Annotated in this window: 12 protein-coding genes; 9 read left to right on the forward strand and 3 right to left on the reverse strand. The window is 67.3% G+C overall.

All coding sequences use genetic code 11. The features are described 5' to 3' along the window. Positions 1–92 precede the first annotated feature (92 nt). Positions 93–917, forward strand: a complete 825-nt coding sequence (locus QA609_RS09635; protein ID WP_278302391.1) for a hypothetical protein — start codon at positions 93–95, stop codon at positions 915–917. 137 nt (positions 918–1,054) lie between these two features. On the opposite strand, the gene QA609_RS09640 is transcribed toward QA609_RS09635, so the two are convergent. Continuing rightward, the gene (locus QA609_RS09640; RefSeq protein ID WP_278302392.1) at positions 1,055–1,861 is read right to left on the reverse strand and encodes a universal stress protein; all 807 of its coding nucleotides are present in this window, start codon (positions 1,859–1,861) and stop codon (positions 1,055–1,057) included. 208 nt (positions 1,862–2,069) lie between these two features. On the opposite strand from QA609_RS09640, the gene mutS reads away from it, so the two are divergent. Beyond that, the gene (mutS, locus tag QA609_RS09645) at positions 2,070–4,727 is read left to right on the forward strand and encodes a DNA mismatch repair protein MutS (RefSeq protein ID WP_278302393.1); all 2,658 of its coding nucleotides are present in this window, start codon (positions 2,070–2,072) and stop codon (positions 4,725–4,727) included. Positions 4,728–4,878: 151 nt separating this feature from the next. Then, complete coding sequence (locus tag QA609_RS09650; RefSeq protein ID WP_278302394.1) at positions 4,879–5,286, forward strand: response regulator; 408 nt, start codon at positions 4,879–4,881, stop codon at positions 5,284–5,286. A 6-nt stretch (positions 5,287–5,292) separates the two neighbouring features. Here the strand turns inward: QA609_RS09650 and QA609_RS09655 are convergent, their stop codons facing one another. Together QA609_RS09655 and QA609_RS09660 are read right to left on the reverse strand one after the other, a co-directional pair. Then, positions 5,293–6,129 (reverse strand): YihY/virulence factor BrkB family protein, encoded by an 837-nt coding sequence (locus tag QA609_RS09655; protein WP_278302395.1) that lies wholly within the window; start codon positions 6,127–6,129, stop codon positions 5,293–5,295. A gap of 90 nt (positions 6,130–6,219) precedes the next feature. Next, positions 6,220–6,984 carry a hypothetical protein gene (locus QA609_RS09660; protein ID WP_278302396.1) on the reverse strand — a complete coding sequence of 255 codons (765 nt, stop codon included), beginning with the start codon at positions 6,982–6,984 and terminating at the stop codon, positions 6,220–6,222. 186 nt (positions 6,985–7,170) lie between these two features. On the opposite strand from QA609_RS09660, the gene mutL reads away from it, so the two are divergent. The 6 genes from mutL (at position 7,171) to QA609_RS09690 (ending at position 15,258) form a co-directional block, all read left to right on the forward strand. After that, the gene (mutL, locus tag QA609_RS09665) at positions 7,171–9,360 is read left to right on the forward strand and encodes a DNA mismatch repair endonuclease MutL (protein WP_278302397.1); all 2,190 of its coding nucleotides are present in this window, start codon (positions 7,171–7,173) and stop codon (positions 9,358–9,360) included. 423 nt (positions 9,361–9,783) lie between these two features. Further along, positions 9,784–11,028, forward strand: coding sequence for a S8 family serine peptidase (locus QA609_RS09670; protein WP_278302398.1), 1,245 nt, complete (start codon positions 9,784–9,786; stop codon positions 11,026–11,028). Between the two features lie 63 nt (positions 11,029–11,091). Then, positions 11,092–12,171: an RNA 3'-terminal phosphate cyclase gene (gene rtcA, locus QA609_RS09675; protein ID WP_278302399.1), complete on the forward strand. Its 1,080-nt coding sequence runs from the start codon at positions 11,092–11,094 to the stop codon at positions 12,169–12,171. Positions 12,172–12,262: 91 nt separating this feature from the next. Beyond that, positions 12,263–13,219, forward strand: a complete 957-nt coding sequence (gene kdgK1, locus QA609_RS09680; protein ID WP_278302400.1) for a bifunctional 2-dehydro-3-deoxygluconokinase/2-dehydro-3-deoxygalactonokinase — start codon at positions 12,263–12,265, stop codon at positions 13,217–13,219. A 46-nt stretch (positions 13,220–13,265) separates the two neighbouring features. Then, positions 13,266–14,723 (forward strand): NAD(P)/FAD-dependent oxidoreductase, encoded by a 1,458-nt coding sequence (locus QA609_RS09685; protein ID WP_278302401.1) that lies wholly within the window; start codon positions 13,266–13,268, stop codon positions 14,721–14,723. 82 nt (positions 14,724–14,805) lie between these two features. Beyond that, positions 14,806–15,258 carry an Hsp20/alpha crystallin family protein gene (locus QA609_RS09690; RefSeq protein WP_278302402.1) on the forward strand — a complete coding sequence of 151 codons (453 nt, stop codon included), beginning with the start codon at positions 14,806–14,808 and terminating at the stop codon, positions 15,256–15,258. The last annotated feature ends 7 nt before the right edge of the window (positions 15,259–15,265 follow it).

A 15,265-nucleotide genomic window follows, 5' to 3' on the forward strand; every position in this document is an offset into this window, starting at 1 on the left:
CCGAGGACGCGCTCCAGCGGCCTACCACAGCCCGTTCCCGATGTCACCATGGCTCCATGCGAGCCTATGTGCTCTCGGTGCCGTTCTCCCCCATGGCTCTCTCCGAAGAGACTGACGTTCGTCGAGTCGTGAAACTCGTCGGCGTCGTTGGGCTCGTGATCGCACTCGTGGTCGTCTTCCTGGCCGGCGTGGTCTTCACAGCGGCGACGGCGATGGCGTACAACTCCTACTCGAGCGAGTATCGGTACGACGCCAGCGTCACGACGGACCAGTCGGTCGACGAGCTAACGCTTCACCTCCCCGCTCCCGTCGGCGAGGACGGTGTCGTCGTCGACGAGTTTTCCGTCTTCAGCGACGGCGCGTCCGTCGACTCGTGGACGGTCGACGTGACCGAGACGGAACACGGGCCGATGCTCGAGGTCCACCTTTCGAGGGTGACGCTGGAGGACCGTCCGGCCGATCGACCGGCAGACGACGGCGTCCCGCCCGGACCGGGTGACCTCGAGGACGACGAGGCTGCCTTCCCGGAGCGGACGACGGGGACGATATCCGTACACACCGTCGTCGAATCGGACGATCCCGTCGAAACCCGATCTCCTCGCGGTTCCGAACCGGTCATCGCACCCGCCTACAACCTGACGGAGGTCCCCTACACGGGCCACGACGGCTGGGCGGACCGGGCGGAAAGCTACGCGTTCGACAGCCGCGTCATGATCGACGGAATGGGTGCCGAGAACGCGTCGATCGATCTCGTCGTCGATCACACCGGCGAGAACAGCTGGTGGTCCGGCGGGTGGAGCCGAAACTACTACGAGGGGCGCGTTTCGGCGGTCGATCGATCCGTCGACGACGACTGGCAAACCGTCTCCGGCGAGTTCCACTCGGGGGAGGGCAGCTATCCCTGGTTCTTCCGGTGAACCGGTCCGGAGTCGAGTCGGTCGAGAGGCCACACCGCTCGTGATTGAGGAAGACACCCACTTCCGAGCGACACGGCGCTCTCGGCCTGTTCCGCCCGTCGGCGCCTTCGTCCTGCCGACGCCGAGTTGAAAACGGGTCAGGACCCGTCTTCGATCACGTCGACATCGTCGGTCTCGACCGTCTCACTGCTCGCGTCTTCGTCGTCACCGTCGTCCGTCTCGAGGTACTCCCCACGAATCACGAGTACCGGGTCGACGGTTTCTCTAGCCAGTTTCTTCGCCCGGTCGCGGAAAATGTACCGACGGATCGATGGGCGGCTCTCGCCGACGACGAGCATGTCGTGCTCGCCCGCGGCCTCGAGGATCGCCCCCGTCGGCGAGCCGTCGACGACGAGGTCGGTCCCGATCCGAGCGCGGTCGACGCCGACGGCAACCAGTTCCTCGATCGCCTCGTCGAGGAGGTCGGTCCCGCGCTCCCGGTCGCTCTCGTCGGGGGCGACGTGGAAGAACGTCACCTCGAGTTCGGTCCCGGCGAGCAACGCGCCGAGCAGCCGGGCGATGTACTCGAGGTTGACGTCGCCGCGAATCGCCACGAGGACCCGTTCGAGCACGGGTGCGGGGTTGAGCAGCAGGATCGCGTCACAGTTGGCGTCGACGGCGACGCGTTCGAACGTCTTCAGGCGATCGCGGGTGAACACGAGTCGGGACGAGACGTCGAGACAGCCCGCGTCCTCGAACACGCCGTGGAGCTCGTCGAGCTCGTCGCGGGCGCGGGCCCCGTACTGGTCGCGGGCCTGGTCGGGCCCGAGCTGGTCGGGGATTTCACGGTAGCCGAGGAGAACGACTGGGACCGATGCGAACGCCTCGATGACCGTTTGCGGGACGTTCTCTCCGCCGAGGACGTCGACCGGGACGAGCACGCGGTGGTCGCGAGACGGATCCATACTAGGAGTAAGTACCATACGACAGCGAGGGTAATAGTATTCCGTCGAAGCGCCGAGGACAGTCAGGAGATCGGAACCGTCGCGAGCGCGGAACCGAGTCGTCCGCGGAACGCGTGGTAGCCGGAGCCCTCACGACTCCGGTCGCCCCGCCGATCACTTTCGCCGCGGATCCCGCAGGGTTTTTGCGATGGAACGCCAGGCTCCGCGTATGACCGAGGCGACGGGGATCGTGGGGGAGTTTCTCTCGCTCAAGGAGGAGACGGAGGCCGACCTGCTGGCGATGCAGTGTGGTGACTTCTACGAATTTTTCGCGGAGGACGCCGAGATGGTCGCCGACGAACTGGATCTCAAGGTGTCCCAGAAGTCGTCGCACGGCTCGTCGTACCCGATGGCGGGCGTGCCTCTCGACGATCTGACACCCTACCTCAAGGCGCTGGTCGAGCGCGGCTACCGGGTCGCCGTCGCCGACCAGTACGAAACCGACTCCGGGCACGCCCGCGAGATCGTCCGCGTCGTCACGCCCGGCACCTTACTCGAGACCAGCGACGCCGACGCACAGTACCTGGCCGCGATCGTCGCCGACACCGGCGGGCGCGACGACCCCGCGTACGGCCTCGCGTTCGCCGACGTGACCACTGGACGATTCCTCGTCGCGGAGACCGAGGACGCCGACGAGGCGCTCACCGAACTCTATCGGTTCGACCCCGTCGAGGTGTTGCCGGGCCCCGAGGTCCGGGCCGACGACGACCTGCTCGGACTGGTTCGCGAGCGCCTCGAGGCGACACTCACGCTTCACGAGACCGAGGCGTTCGCGCCCAAGCGGGCCGACCACGCCGTCCGCGAGCAGTTCGGCGACGGCACCGTCGCCCGCCTCGACGTCGGGGAGTCCGCGGTCGCGGCCGCGGGCGCCGTCCTCGAGTACGTCGAGGAGACCGGCGCCGGCGTGCTGGCCTCGATGACCCGTATCCAGGCCCACCGCGGCGACGACCACGTCACACTCGACGCGACCACCCAGCGCAACCTCGAGCTGACCGAGACGATGCAGGGCGAGCGCGAGGGGTCGTTGTTCGCGACGATCGATCACACCACGACCAGCGCCGGGGGTCGGCTGCTCAAGGAGTGGCTCCAGCGACCGCGGCGGTCGATCGAGGTCCTCGAGCGCCGCCAGGAGAGCGTCGGCGCGCTGTCGACGGCCGCGCTGGCTCGCGACGAGCTCCAGGACGTCCTCGGCGAGGCGTACGACCTGGCGCGGCTGGCCTCGAAGGCGAGCCACGGGAGCGCCGACGCGCGGGATCTGGTCGCGGTTCGTGAGACGCTGGCCGCGCTGCCGGCAGTCGCCGACGTCGTCGCCGCGAACCCGGATCTCGCCGACTCGCCGCTCGCCGAAATTCTCGAGCGTCCTGATCGAGATGCTGCCCGCGAGCTTCGCGAGATCCTCGAGGACGCCATCGCCGACGAGCCGCCGTCGACGGTAACCCAGGGCGAACTGTTCCGATACGGGTACGACGCGGAGCTCGACGAGGTGATCGAGCGCCACGAGGAGGTCCGAGGCTGGCTCGAGGGGCTCGCCGACCGGGAGAAGCGCCAGCACGGCCTGAGCCACGTCACCGTCGACCGGAACAAGACCGACGGCTACTACATCCAGGTCGGCAAGTCCGCAGCCGACGGCGTTCCCGACCACTACGAGCAGATCAAGACGCTGAAGAACTCCAAGCGGTTTACGACCGACGAACTCGAGGAGAAAGAACGCGAGATGCTGCGGCTGGAGGAGCGCCGGGGCGACCTCGAGTACGGGCTGTTCGAGGCGCTCCGCGAGGACGTCGCCGCCAGCGCGGAACTGTTGCAGGACGTCGGCCGGTCGCTCGCGACCGTCGACGCGCTGGCGAGCCTGGCGACCCACGCCGCGGAGAACCGGTGGGTGAACCCCGCGCTACACGAGGGGGGTCGCCTCGATATCGAGCAGGGCCGTCATCCCGTGGTCGAGCAGACGACCGAGTTCGTCCCCAACGACGTCCGACTCGACGATGACCGGGGCTTTCTCGTCGTCACCGGGCCAAACATGTCCGGGAAGTCGACGTACATGCGCCAGGTCGCCGCGATCGTGCTCCTGGCCCAGATCGGCAGCTTCGTCCCCGCGAAGAGCGCCGAGATCGGGCTGGTCGACGGCATCTTCACGCGAGTCGGAGCCCTCGACGAGCTCGCACAGGGACGCTCGACGTTCATGGTCGAGATGAGCGAACTCTCGAACATCCTCCACACCGCCACCGAAGAGTCGCTGGTCGTCCTCGACGAGGTCGGTCGCGGAACCGCGACCTACGACGGGATCTCGATCGCCTGGGCCGCCACGGAGTACCTCCACAACGAGGTCCGAGCGAAGACGCTGTTTGCCACTCACTACCACGAACTAACGGGACTGGCCGATCGACTCCCTCGAGTCGCCAACGTCCACATCGCGGCCGACGAGCGCGACGGCGACGTCACCTTCCTGCGGACCGTCCGCGACGGCCCCACGGATCGCAGCTACGGGATCCACGTCGCCGACCTTGCGGGCGTCCCCGAACCCGTCGTCGACCGCTCCCGTGACGTCCTCGAGCGCCTGCGCGAGGAGAAGGCGATCGAGGCGAAAGGCGGCGCTTCGAGCGAGCCCGTCCAGACGGTGTTCGACGTCTCGAGCGGCCAGTTCAGGGGTGCGGCCAACACCGACGGCGGATCGCCCGAATCGCGCGCCGAGGACGACGACGCGGGAGCGATCGACGCCGAAACCGAGCGGGTGCTCGAGGATCTCGCCGACGTCGACGTGAACGAGACCTCGCCCGTGGAACTGCTCTCGAAGGTACAGGAGTGGCAACGAACCCTCGAAGAGTAGACGGCGATCGCGTCCACTCTCGGTTCTCGATTCTCTTACTGTTGGTTGTATTTATAACCTATCTAACTAGTAGCAACGTTCTACAATCAGAGATATTGAAATACATTTATTAGCTACTGGATATTCAGTGATTGTAAGAGAGGTGGAACGGGTGCTACGAAATCTACTGATAGTCGACGACAATCCAGCTGACGTCAGATACACGGAAGAGATGCTGAAGGAGGCGGGGGTGGAGAGCGATCGACACGTCGTGAAAGACGGTGTCGAAGCACTGCGGTTTCTCCGCCAGCGCGGCGAGTACGCCGACGCGCCGCGTCCGGATCTGGTCCTGCTCGACTGGCATCTCCCGCGGAAAAACGGTCGGGAAGTGTTAGCCGAATTGCGAGCCGACGGACGCCTCGCCGACGTTTCGGTGGTCGTAATGACGGGGTCGCGACTCGAGGCGGAGTCGCTCCGGACCGAATCCGAGGGGGCTGACACCTACGCCGTCAAGCCCCTCGAGGCCGACGAGCTACGGCAGTTCGCCGAACGACTGGGTGGGGCTCGGCGGCTCGCGTAGCACGGATCACGACACGCGAACGGTTTCCGTCGTCTCCGATTCCTCGCCCGAACTCCGGTCCGATCCGTCGGTGTGGTGGCCGCCGACCACGACGTTGATCGCCGCCCCGACGAGTAGGACGAGGGCGTTGCCATAGAGCCAGACGAGTAACAGAATGACCGCCCCGAGGGTCTCGTAGGTGCCGACGGTGTCGACGATGCCGGCGTAGATTCCGAAGACGACCTCGAGCAGGACCCAGCCCGCCGCGGCGACGAGTGTCCCCGGCAGGGCCTCACGAACGCCGATATCGGGGTCGGGGAAGACGTAGTACATGGGGAAAAAGGCGACCGAGAGGCCGACGAGCAACGCGAGCGGGGAGAGCGTTTCGACGAGCGCGCTGTCGACCGTGGCCAGGGTCGCCGCGACCGCGCCGGCGCCAACGGTCGCGATCAGGATGACGGTAAAGACGACGACACCGTCGAGCAGCTTTTCGGCAAACGAGCTCTCTCCGCCGCCGTAGAGTTCGTCGAACGCGGTGTTGAGCCCGCGAAAGATCCGCAGCATCCCCCACAGCAGGGAGGCGACGCCGATCAGCGACGCGCCGGCGCGCTCGGAGGCGTGGGTCAGCGCCTCGAACACCAGCCCTTCGCCCGCGGGACTCAGATGCTGACGGGCCAGCACCGTGATCTGCTCGGTCAGGTAGTCGTTGCCGACCGCCCCGACGAGGATGAACAGCAACAGCAGGAGAGGGAGGATCGAGAGGAAAGCGGCGTGGGCGATGCTGCCCGCCATGAACGTCACGTTGTGCTCGCGGATCACGTTCGCGACGTCTCGAGCGACGGAGCCAGCCCGTCGCAGGTCCATATCGGACGAACGACAGCTGGATCAAAAAGGACGGAGCCGGAAGCTGCCGTCGCTCCGGTCGACGGGGAGACGACGGGCCGAGCCGGACCGTTACAGGGAGAGCAGAATCGCGGCGTAGCCGACGGCTCCCGCCGCGAACGCCCAGAACCGACTCTGTTCCGTCCGCGGGAGTTCGTCCTTGATCGCGTTGAAGACGATCCCGCCGGTCAGCAGACCGAGCAGGACCGTGAACGCGGCGTCGTCGATCGCGTAAACCGCGCCGAGCCCGCCGCCGAGCAACACCGCGCCCGCGAGCACCCAGCGTCCGATCCGACGGTAGGGCTCTCGGTGGTGGTGTTCCATCGCCGCGTCGTTGCCGAACAGGTGCAGCGCCATCGCGCCCGCGAACAACGCGGTGCTCTCGGTCCCTGTCTCTCCCTGCACGAGCACGTACCCGATGAACGCGTTGTAGACGGCGAAGCCGCCGACGTGGATCCAGAGGACCGGCGCATCGGTGAACGGCCCCAGATCGCGTTCGAACTCGTGTGAGCGCGAAATCGCGGCCAGGCGCTCGAGCCCGTAGAACAGCGCCAGGCCGGCGAACGCAAGCCCATAGATGTGGTGTCCCGCGAGCGACCCGACGAGGAGGTCGACGCCCTCGAGCGCTTCGCGCCGGTGGTCGAGTTCGGGAAACAGGTGGAGGAAGGCGTAGACGATCGAGACCCCGCCCGCCGCCGAGAGCAGGCTGTGACGCGAGAGCCCGCTCGAGAGCGGCAGCTCGTCGGGGAGGAGGTGGACGAGCGCTACCGCGACGACGAGCGCCGGAACGAGGAGCGAGTCGCCGCCGAGGAGTGCAAGTGCGAGCGCGACGGGCATCCATCTCCGTCTTCGGCGCCCGACGTGCTCGTTCTTTCGCTGGGAGCCGCCTGCGTCGCCGACGCGACGACAGGCGACTACGTTCGCTCCGGACGCGTAAGACCTAACCAGCCGCTGTGAGTACGAGTTACTGATGATCCGCGGACGCGGCCGAAGCCTCGAGCGCGCCGATTCCGGACCACCACAATGAGCGACGACACCACCACCCCGGAGGGGACAGACATCCGCCAGCTCGACGAGGACACCGTCGCCAGGATCGCCGCCGGCGAGGTCGTCGAACGGCCCGCCAGCGCGGTCAAGGAGCTCCTCGAGAACAGTCTCGACGCCGGCGCCGACAGCGTCGACGTCACCGTCGAGGCGGGCGGTACCGAGCTGATCCGGGTCGCCGACGACGGCCACGGGATGAGCGAGGCTGATCTTCGGGCCGCGGTCCGCCAGCACACCACGAGCAAGATCGCCGGCCTCGAGGACCTCGAGTCGGGCGTCGCCACGCTCGGATTCCGGGGCGAGGCCTTACACACCATCGGCTCGGTCTCGAAGCTGACCATCCGCAGTCGGCCCCGCGAGGCCGACGGCGCCGGCACCGAACTCGTCTACGAGGGCGGCGACGTCGAACGCGTCGAGCCGACGGGCTGTCCCGCCGGAACCGTCGTCGAGGTCGCGGACCTCTTCTACAACACCCCCGCGCGCCGGAAGTTCCTCAAGACGACCGCGACCGAGTTCGCCCACGTCAACCGGGTCGTCACCCGGTACGCGCTGGCGAACCCCGACGTCGCCGTCTCGCTGACCCACGACGGCCGCGAGGTGTTCGCGACGACCGGCCAGGGCGACCTGCAGGCCGCGGTCCTCTCGGTGTACGGCCGCGAGGTCGCCTCGGCGATGATCCCCGTCGAGGCCGACGGCGACGAGCTTCCCGTGGGACCGCTCGAGTCGGTCACCGGGCTGATCTCGCACCCGGAGACGAACCGCTCGAGTCGGGAGTACCTCGCCACGTACGTCAACGGTCGCGCGGTCTCGGCCGACGCCGTCCGCGAGGGGATCATGGGCGCCTACGGCACCCAACTGGGCGGCGATCGCTACCCCTTCGTCGTCTGCTTTCTCGACGTTCCGGGGGAGGCGGTCGACGTCAACGTCCACCCGCGCAAGCGGGAGGTGCGCTTCGACGACGACGACGCCGTACGACGGCAGGTCGACGCGGCTGTCGAGTCGGCGCTGCTCGAGCACGGTCTGCTTCGGTCCCGGGCGCCCCGCGGTCGATCGGCGCCCGACGAGGCCCGGCTCGAGCCCGGCGAATCGGGATCGGGAGGACGGCCGGCTACTGCGGGCCCGGGACGGCGGGACTCGAGCCCGTCGAGCGATCGGTCGACGTCTCGAGAGGCCGACGCCGAAGCGTCCGACTCACTGTCGGACGACACCGACACGGTCGACTCGCAGACGGCCGACGTCGAACCGGCCCCAGCGTCGTCGGGTTCGGACGACGAGACGCGAACGGACGACGCTCGAGCAACCGACTCGACCGCCGACGGGAGCCCGACGACCGACGACGCCGAAGATGTCGCCGCGAGCACGCCTCGCGACTCCCCCGCGCCGGGCGCCGAAGCGACAGTCGAGCCGAACAACCAGGCAGCCGAACCGGCGGCCGATCCCGACTCGAGTTCGGACGGCCCCGCACGTCGAGACGAGGCTGACTCGAGTCGTCGCTTTTCCGGACCGACCGAGCAGCGAACGCTCGGCGGCGAGGCCGCCAACGGCGAGGCCTCGGAGTTCGACTCCCTGCCCTCGCTGCAGGTCCTCGGTCAGTACCGGGACACGTACCTCGTCTGTGAGTCTCCCGACGGGCTCGTCCTCATCGACCAGCACGCCGCCGACGAGCGGGTCAACTACGAGCGCCTGCGCGCGGCCTTCGCCGACGATCCCGCCGCCCAGTCGCTGGCCTCGCCCGTCGAACTCGAGCTCACCGCCACGGAGGCCGAGGCCTTCGAGAGCTACCGGGAGGCCCTCGCCCGGCTCGGCTTTCACGCGAACCGGACCGACGACCGCACCGTCGCGGTGACGACCGTTCCCGCGGTGCTCGAGGAGACCCTCGAGCCCGAGCGACTGCGGGACGTCCTCACCTCGTTCGTCGAGGGCGACCGCGAGGCCGGCGCGGAGACGATCGACGCGCTGGCCGACGAGTTCCTCGGCGACCTCGCGTGTTACCCCTCGATCACGGGCAACACCTCGCTGACGGAAGGCTCGGTCGTCGACTTGCTCGCCGCGCTCGACGACTGCGAGAACCCCTACTCGTGTCCGCACGGCCGACCCGTGATCGTCCGCCTCGAGGAGAGCGAGATCGAGGACCGGTTCGAGCGGGACTACCCCGGTCATCACGGCTGACTTCCGTTCGGAGCCGTACTCGCCACCGCGGTCGATGGTTGGACCGGTCGGCGCCAGCATCGTCCGCTCGAGCAGAAAGCACTTATATTAATACAGCAATGAAAGTATTGTTGAAAATGAGTGTGTTACTCATACTCGTTGGGTGGCTGGTGGTGCTCTGCCTGTACCTTGGGTTCTTCGTCGGGATGAGCGTCCCGAAAAGCGATCGTCGGGAACCCGACTACGCGCAGCGCCGTCGCGGCTCTCGGTAGCGCCGTCAACCGATCGTGCCGTCGGCGACCGCTCCTCGAGCAGGGGAAGTGACGACGCGACTCCCCGTCGAAACTTTCCAAAATTCGATCGTTACCGCGGATAGTTTATCCCCTCTCGATCACCGGTTCCACAACGATTACATTACTAACCATGATCGACTTTTGTGTCGCTATGACACGACATACAAAAACTCGGCGGCGGGTGCTGCAGGGAATTACGGCAGCGGGGCTGTCGGTCGGAATGGTAGGGGCTGGAAGCGCCGGTTCGTCAACGACCTACGTCGTCACGGGTGGCTCGAGGGGACGGCTCGAGGACGCCGGCTTCTCGGTTACCCGCGAACTCGCGGGTGGGTCGGTTTCGATCGTCTCCGGTCCGGACGGGTCAGAGGGCGACCTCGAGGCGGTATCGGGCGTCAGTGGGGTAACCGAGAACTTCGAGGTCGATTTCGCAGACCCCGTCGAGAGCGCCGATCCGCAGACGACCGACGACGCCGACTACACCGACCTCCAGTGGGACAAGGAGATCACCGACACCTTCGAGGCCCACGACTACGCCACGGGCGAGGGCTCCCGAATCGTCATCGCCGACACGGGCGTCGACGGTAGCCATCCGGATCTGAAAGATAACTTCAACGAGGATGAGAGTCTCGCGTTCGTCGATGGAGATGGGACCCCGAGCCCGTATGACGGAGATAGCGGTGACCACGGAACTCACGTTGCAGGAACCGCAGCAGCGACGGGTGCCGAAGGCGTGACAGGTACCGCTCCCGACGCGGAGATCGTTTCAGTACAGGTTCTCGACGACGGCGGGACGTTCGCGGACATTCTCGCTGGGGCCGATCACGCCGCAGAGATCGGTGCCGACGCCGCGAACTTCAGCCTCGGCGCAGGACCGTATCCACCACAGGCGAACAGCGACGGTCTGCGCGTCGCCACTCAAAAAGTGATGCAGGACGTCGCTCGTCGCGGCACCGTCCAGACGGTTTCCTCCGGGAACGCCGAGACGAACCTCCAGCAGGGTGGAATGTACTATCTACCGGGAACCGTTCAGGGCGTAATGACCGTCTCCGCGAGCGGCCCGAACGACGAACTCGCCTTCTACTCGAACTACGGGACGAACGAGATCGAAGTCGGCGCGCCCGGCGGCGGCCGCGCGACCCTCGAGGAGACAACCATCCCGGACGACCTCGTCTACTCGACCGAGCCCGACGGCACGTACGGCTGGAAAGCAGGTACCTCGATGGCGGCCCCGCAGGTCGCGGGTCTGGTCGGCCTCGTCCGCGAACTCGAGCCCGAGATGAACGCCAACCAGGTCGAGAACAACATCGCCCACGGCGCGGAGCTGGCCAGCGGTCGGAGCAGTTCGGAGTTCGGTGCCGGACGCATCAACGCGCTGAACACGGTCCAGCGAATCTGAACGGTTCCAGGGCGACTTTTTTCGTTCGGCAACGGTAGGTAACTCGAGCCCGTACCCCGAGCCATGCGCGAACTCGACGGCTCGGACGCCGGCGGGCAGTTCCTCCGGACCGCACTCACGCTGTCCGTTCTCGAGAACGAGCCCGTTCGGCTGGAGAACGTCCGCGGCGACCGACCGAATCCGGGACTGGCGAACCAGCACCTGGCCGTCCTCGAGGCCCTCGCCGCGGTCGCCGACGCCGAGGTTTCGGGGGCCGAACTGGACGCGGAGACGGTCGAGTTCGAGCCCGGTAACTCGAGTACGGGTGGACTCGAGGGCGGCTCCTACGCCGTCGATATCGGAACCGCGGGCAGCGTCACGTTGCTGTTCGACGCCCTCCTGCCGCTGGCGACGGTTCTCGAGGCGCCGCTGTCGGTCACTGCGACGGGCGGGACGGACGTTGAGTGGTCGCCGCCGCTGGACTACTTCCGGCAGGTCAAGCTCCCGCTGCTCGGAGCCCACGGGCTCGTGGCGTCCTGCGAGGTCGATCGCCGCGGATTCTACCCCGACGGCGGCGGACGAGCGACGCTGCGGATCGCCCCCTCGAGTCTCGAGCCCCTGGCGCTCGAGCGACGGGGCGAACTCGAGGGCCTCCGACTTTATTCGACCGAGTCGGCGTCACTCGCGGATCGGGACGTCGCCCACCGCCAGCTCGAGGGCGCCCTGGAACGACTCGATCTCACGAACGTCGACGGAAACGCCGACGGCGGGAGCGACGGGGAGGGAGGGCTCGAGGTTCTCGAACGCCAGGAGCGAACCGCCGAGAGCCCGTCGCCGGGCTCCGCGCTGGTGATCAGGGTCGATCACGGTACCGGGATCGCGGGGTTCGACGCACTGGGCGAGCGAGGGAAGCCGGCCGAGCGCGTCGGCGAGGACGCCGCCAACGCGGCGAACCGGTTCCTCGAGGGGGAGGCGGTCGTCGATCGCCACATGGGGGATCAGTTCCTGATTTTCCTCGCGCTCGCCGGTGGACAGGTTCGGATCCCGCGGGTAACCGACCACGTCGAAACCAGCCGAGCACTGCTCGAGGCGTTCGACCGGGGGATCGATCTCGATCCCCGCGAGGAGAGTGCCGTCGTCTCGCGGTCGCCCGATCCGCCGTAGCGTCGAACGACACACCTTAACCACAGCCGATCGATCATCCGCACATGAACACACCAGCGAGTACCGACGGGAGCGATCGGGGGGCGGCACAGTGAGCGAGATCGTCACCTTCGGCGAGACGATGTTGCGGCTCTCGCCGCCCGATCAGCGACGGCTCGAGGAGACGGCCGAGCTCGAGGTTCGTGCTGCAGGCGCGGAGAGCAACGTCGCCATCGCCGCCCAGCGGCTTGGATCGGCGTCGGCGACCTGGACCTCGAAGCTGCCGGACTCGCCCCTGGGTCGGCGCGTCGTCGGCGAGCTCGAGGGGTACGGGATCGATACCGAAGTCGTCTGGAGCGACGAGGGACGGCAGGGAACGTACTACCTCGAGCACGGGGGCAAACCCCGCGGAACGAACGTCATCTACGACCGGAGCGACGCCGCGGTCACGACCGCCGAGACCGCCGAACTCGATACCGAGCTGATCGAGGACGCCGACCTCTTCTTTACGACCGGGATCACGCCCGCGCTGTCGGAGACGCTGCAGGAGACGACGGCAGAGCTGCTCGAGGCCGCCGTCGAGAACGGGACGAAGACCGCCTTCGATCTCAACTACCGGGCGAAACTCTGGTCGCCCGAGGAGGCCAACGAGTGTCTGCGCGAGCTGCTCCCGTCGATCGACGTGCTCGTCGTCGCAGCCCGGGACGCCCGGAACGTGCTCGGTCTCGAGGGCGAGGCCCGCGAGCTGGCCGACGAGCTAGCCGAGACGTTCGGGTTCGAGACCGTCATCGTCACCCGCGGCGCCGAGGGCGCCCTCGCCTGGAACGACGGCGAGGTCGTCGAACAGCCCAGCTACGAGACCGAGACGCTCGACCCGATCGGTACCGGCGACGCCTTCTCGGGCGCCTTCTTCGCCCGCCGGCTCGAGGGTGACGACGTGGCGACCGCCCTCGAGTACGCCGCGGCGACGGCCGCGCTGAAGCGGACGATCCCCGGCGACGTCGCCCTGGTCACCCGCGAGGAGGTTGAGGCGGTCGTCGCCGAGGACGAAAGCGAGATCTCGCGGTAGGGTCGGCCTGCAGAATCTCTTTTTGCCCGTCGCCCGTATCCCAGGTATGGTTCACGTCGCGATCGTCGGAGCGTACGGGAGCGCGGGCGTCGCCGTCGCCGACGGGTTACTCGAGCGAGCCGAGGAGCTGTCCGACCTCGAACTGACGCTGATCGACGACGGGGATCCCGGCGGCGGGCTCTGTATCCTGCGGGGCTGTATGCCGTCGAAGGAGGTCCTCTCGGCTGCCGACCACCGGTTCCGGGCGCGCCACGACGACCGTCTGGAGGGCGTTCCCGAGGTCGATCCCGAGGCGGTCGTCGCCCGTAAGGACGACCATATCTCGGGGTTCGCCGAACACCGTCGAGACCACGTTCACGACCTCGCCGAGCGCGAGAACGTCGAGTTCCTCCGCGAGCCCGCACGGTTCGTCGACGACCGCGTCCTCGCAGTCGACGGCCGACGGCTCGAGCCCGACTACGTCGTCGTCGCGACGGGATCGACGCTCAACGTCCCCGATCTGCCGGGAATCGACGACGTCGAGTTCATGGGAAGCGCCGACGTTCTCGACGCGACCACCTTTCCCGACTCGGGGATCGTCATGGGCTTTGGCTACGTCGGGCTCGAGCTTGCACCCTACCTCAGCGAGGCCGGCGGCGTCGACCTCACGGTGATCGAACACGACGACCATCCCCTCGACGAGTTCGAGTCCGAGTACGGCGAGACGATCCTCGAGCTCTACCGCGAGCAGTTCGGGATCGAGGTGCTGACCAACGCCGACGAGCAGCGCCTCGAGCGCACCGACGACGGCGGGGTTCGGCTGTACGCCGACCAGGAGGGCGAGGAACGGGTCGTCGAGGCCGACCAGCTCTACTGCTTTACGGGACGGCGACCGAACCTCGACGGGCTCGGCCTCGAGGAGACGCGGCTCGAGTCCGGCGAGGGATGGGTCGAGCCGACGATGCAGGCGGCCGACGACGACCGCGTCTTCGTCGTCGGCGACGCAAACGGCCGCGAACCGATCCTCCACGTCGCCAAGGAACAGGGCTTTGCGGCGGCACAGAACATCGTCAGCCACGCTCGCGAAGAGGAGTGCGAGCCGTACGCGAACATTCCCCACCACGTGATATTCTCGGGACTGGGAACGTACCCGTTCGCCCGCATCGGTCACACGCCCGAGACCGCAGCCGAGACCGAGATGGAGACGATCGTCGTCACCCGCGAGGCGAGCGGCGACGGCGTGTTCAAGACGAAGGGCCACCCCGAGGGGCGGGCGACGATCGTCGTCGAGGCCGACGGGGGAACGGTGCTGGGGTTCCAGGGGCTACACCTCCACGCCGACGTGATGGCCAAGACGATGCAGGTGCTCGTCGAGATGAAAGTCGACGTCCGCGAGGTTCCAAAGCGGGCCTACCACCCCACGACGCCCGAGATTCTGGACGGGTTGCTCCGGGAGGCCTGCGAGGAACTCGGCGACGAACAGGACTGCGTCGACGACACCGACGCCCGCGATCTGGCGCTGTAGCGGCGTGCTATCTCGGTTCTCGCAATCTTTATTATTAACTATGGCCTATATATCTCGATCAGTTATGAGATCCTTTGACGAAATGAACCGCATGTTTCGCGAGATGGACCGCGCGTTCGACCAGTTCCGCTCGAGCTGGCCCGAGGAGTTCCCGGCCGATGACCGAGGGGTCGGTCGCCCGTCCCTCGAGGGCGCCGGCACTGTCGAACCGACCGCGACGGACCACGGGGTGGCGAACGTAGAGGAGATGGACGACGAGTACGTCTTCGTGATGGACCTGCCCGGGTTCGAGAAGGCGGACATCGACCTCTCCTTCCGGGAGGGCGTGCTGTCGGTTCGGGCCCACGCCGACGCCGAGGAAGGGGCGGAGAGCTACCGAGCGCGTCGCTCCCGACGAGTCGCCAGACAGGTTCCGATCGCGAAGAGTATCGCCGACGACGAGATCTCGGCGACGTACCACAACGGCGTCCTCGAGGTTCGCCTCCCGATCGTCGACGACGAGCGCGAGGACGACCACCGGATCGAGATCGAGTGAGGGCGTC

Source organism: Natronococcus sp. A-GB7 (genome assembly GCF_029688865.1).
GTDB lineage: Archaea > Halobacteriota > Halobacteria > Halobacteriales > Natrialbaceae > Natronococcus.

What these genes read in the sequence shown, in the direction of transcription:
- QA609_RS09635 (WP_278302391.1), top strand. Translation starts at nt 93, where the DNA reads ATGGCTCTCTCCGAAGAGACTGACGTTCGTCGAGTCGTGAAACTCGTC.
- QA609_RS09640 (WP_278302392.1), bottom strand. Translation starts at nt 1,861, where the DNA reads ATGGATCCGTCTCGCGACCACCGCGTGCTCGTCCCGGTCGACGTCCTC.
- mutS (WP_278302393.1), top strand. Translation starts at nt 2,070, where the DNA reads ATGACCGAGGCGACGGGGATCGTGGGGGAGTTTCTCTCGCTCAAGGAG.
- QA609_RS09655 (WP_278302395.1), bottom strand. Translation starts at nt 6,129, where the DNA reads ATGGACCTGCGACGGGCTGGCTCCGTCGCTCGAGACGTCGCGAACGTG.
- QA609_RS09660 (WP_278302396.1), bottom strand. Translation starts at nt 6,984, where the DNA reads ATGCCCGTCGCGCTCGCACTTGCACTCCTCGGCGGCGACTCGCTCCTC.
- mutL (WP_278302397.1), top strand. Translation starts at nt 7,171, where the DNA reads ATGAGCGACGACACCACCACCCCGGAGGGGACAGACATCCGCCAGCTC.
- QA609_RS09670 (WP_278302398.1), top strand. Translation starts at nt 9,784, where the DNA reads ATGACACGACATACAAAAACTCGGCGGCGGGTGCTGCAGGGAATTACG.
- rtcA (WP_278302399.1), top strand. Translation starts at nt 11,092, where the DNA reads ATGCGCGAACTCGACGGCTCGGACGCCGGCGGGCAGTTCCTCCGGACC.
- QA609_RS09685 (WP_278302401.1), top strand. Translation starts at nt 13,266, where the DNA reads ATGGTTCACGTCGCGATCGTCGGAGCGTACGGGAGCGCGGGCGTCGCC.
- QA609_RS09690 (WP_278302402.1), top strand. Translation starts at nt 14,806, where the DNA reads ATGAACCGCATGTTTCGCGAGATGGACCGCGCGTTCGACCAGTTCCGC.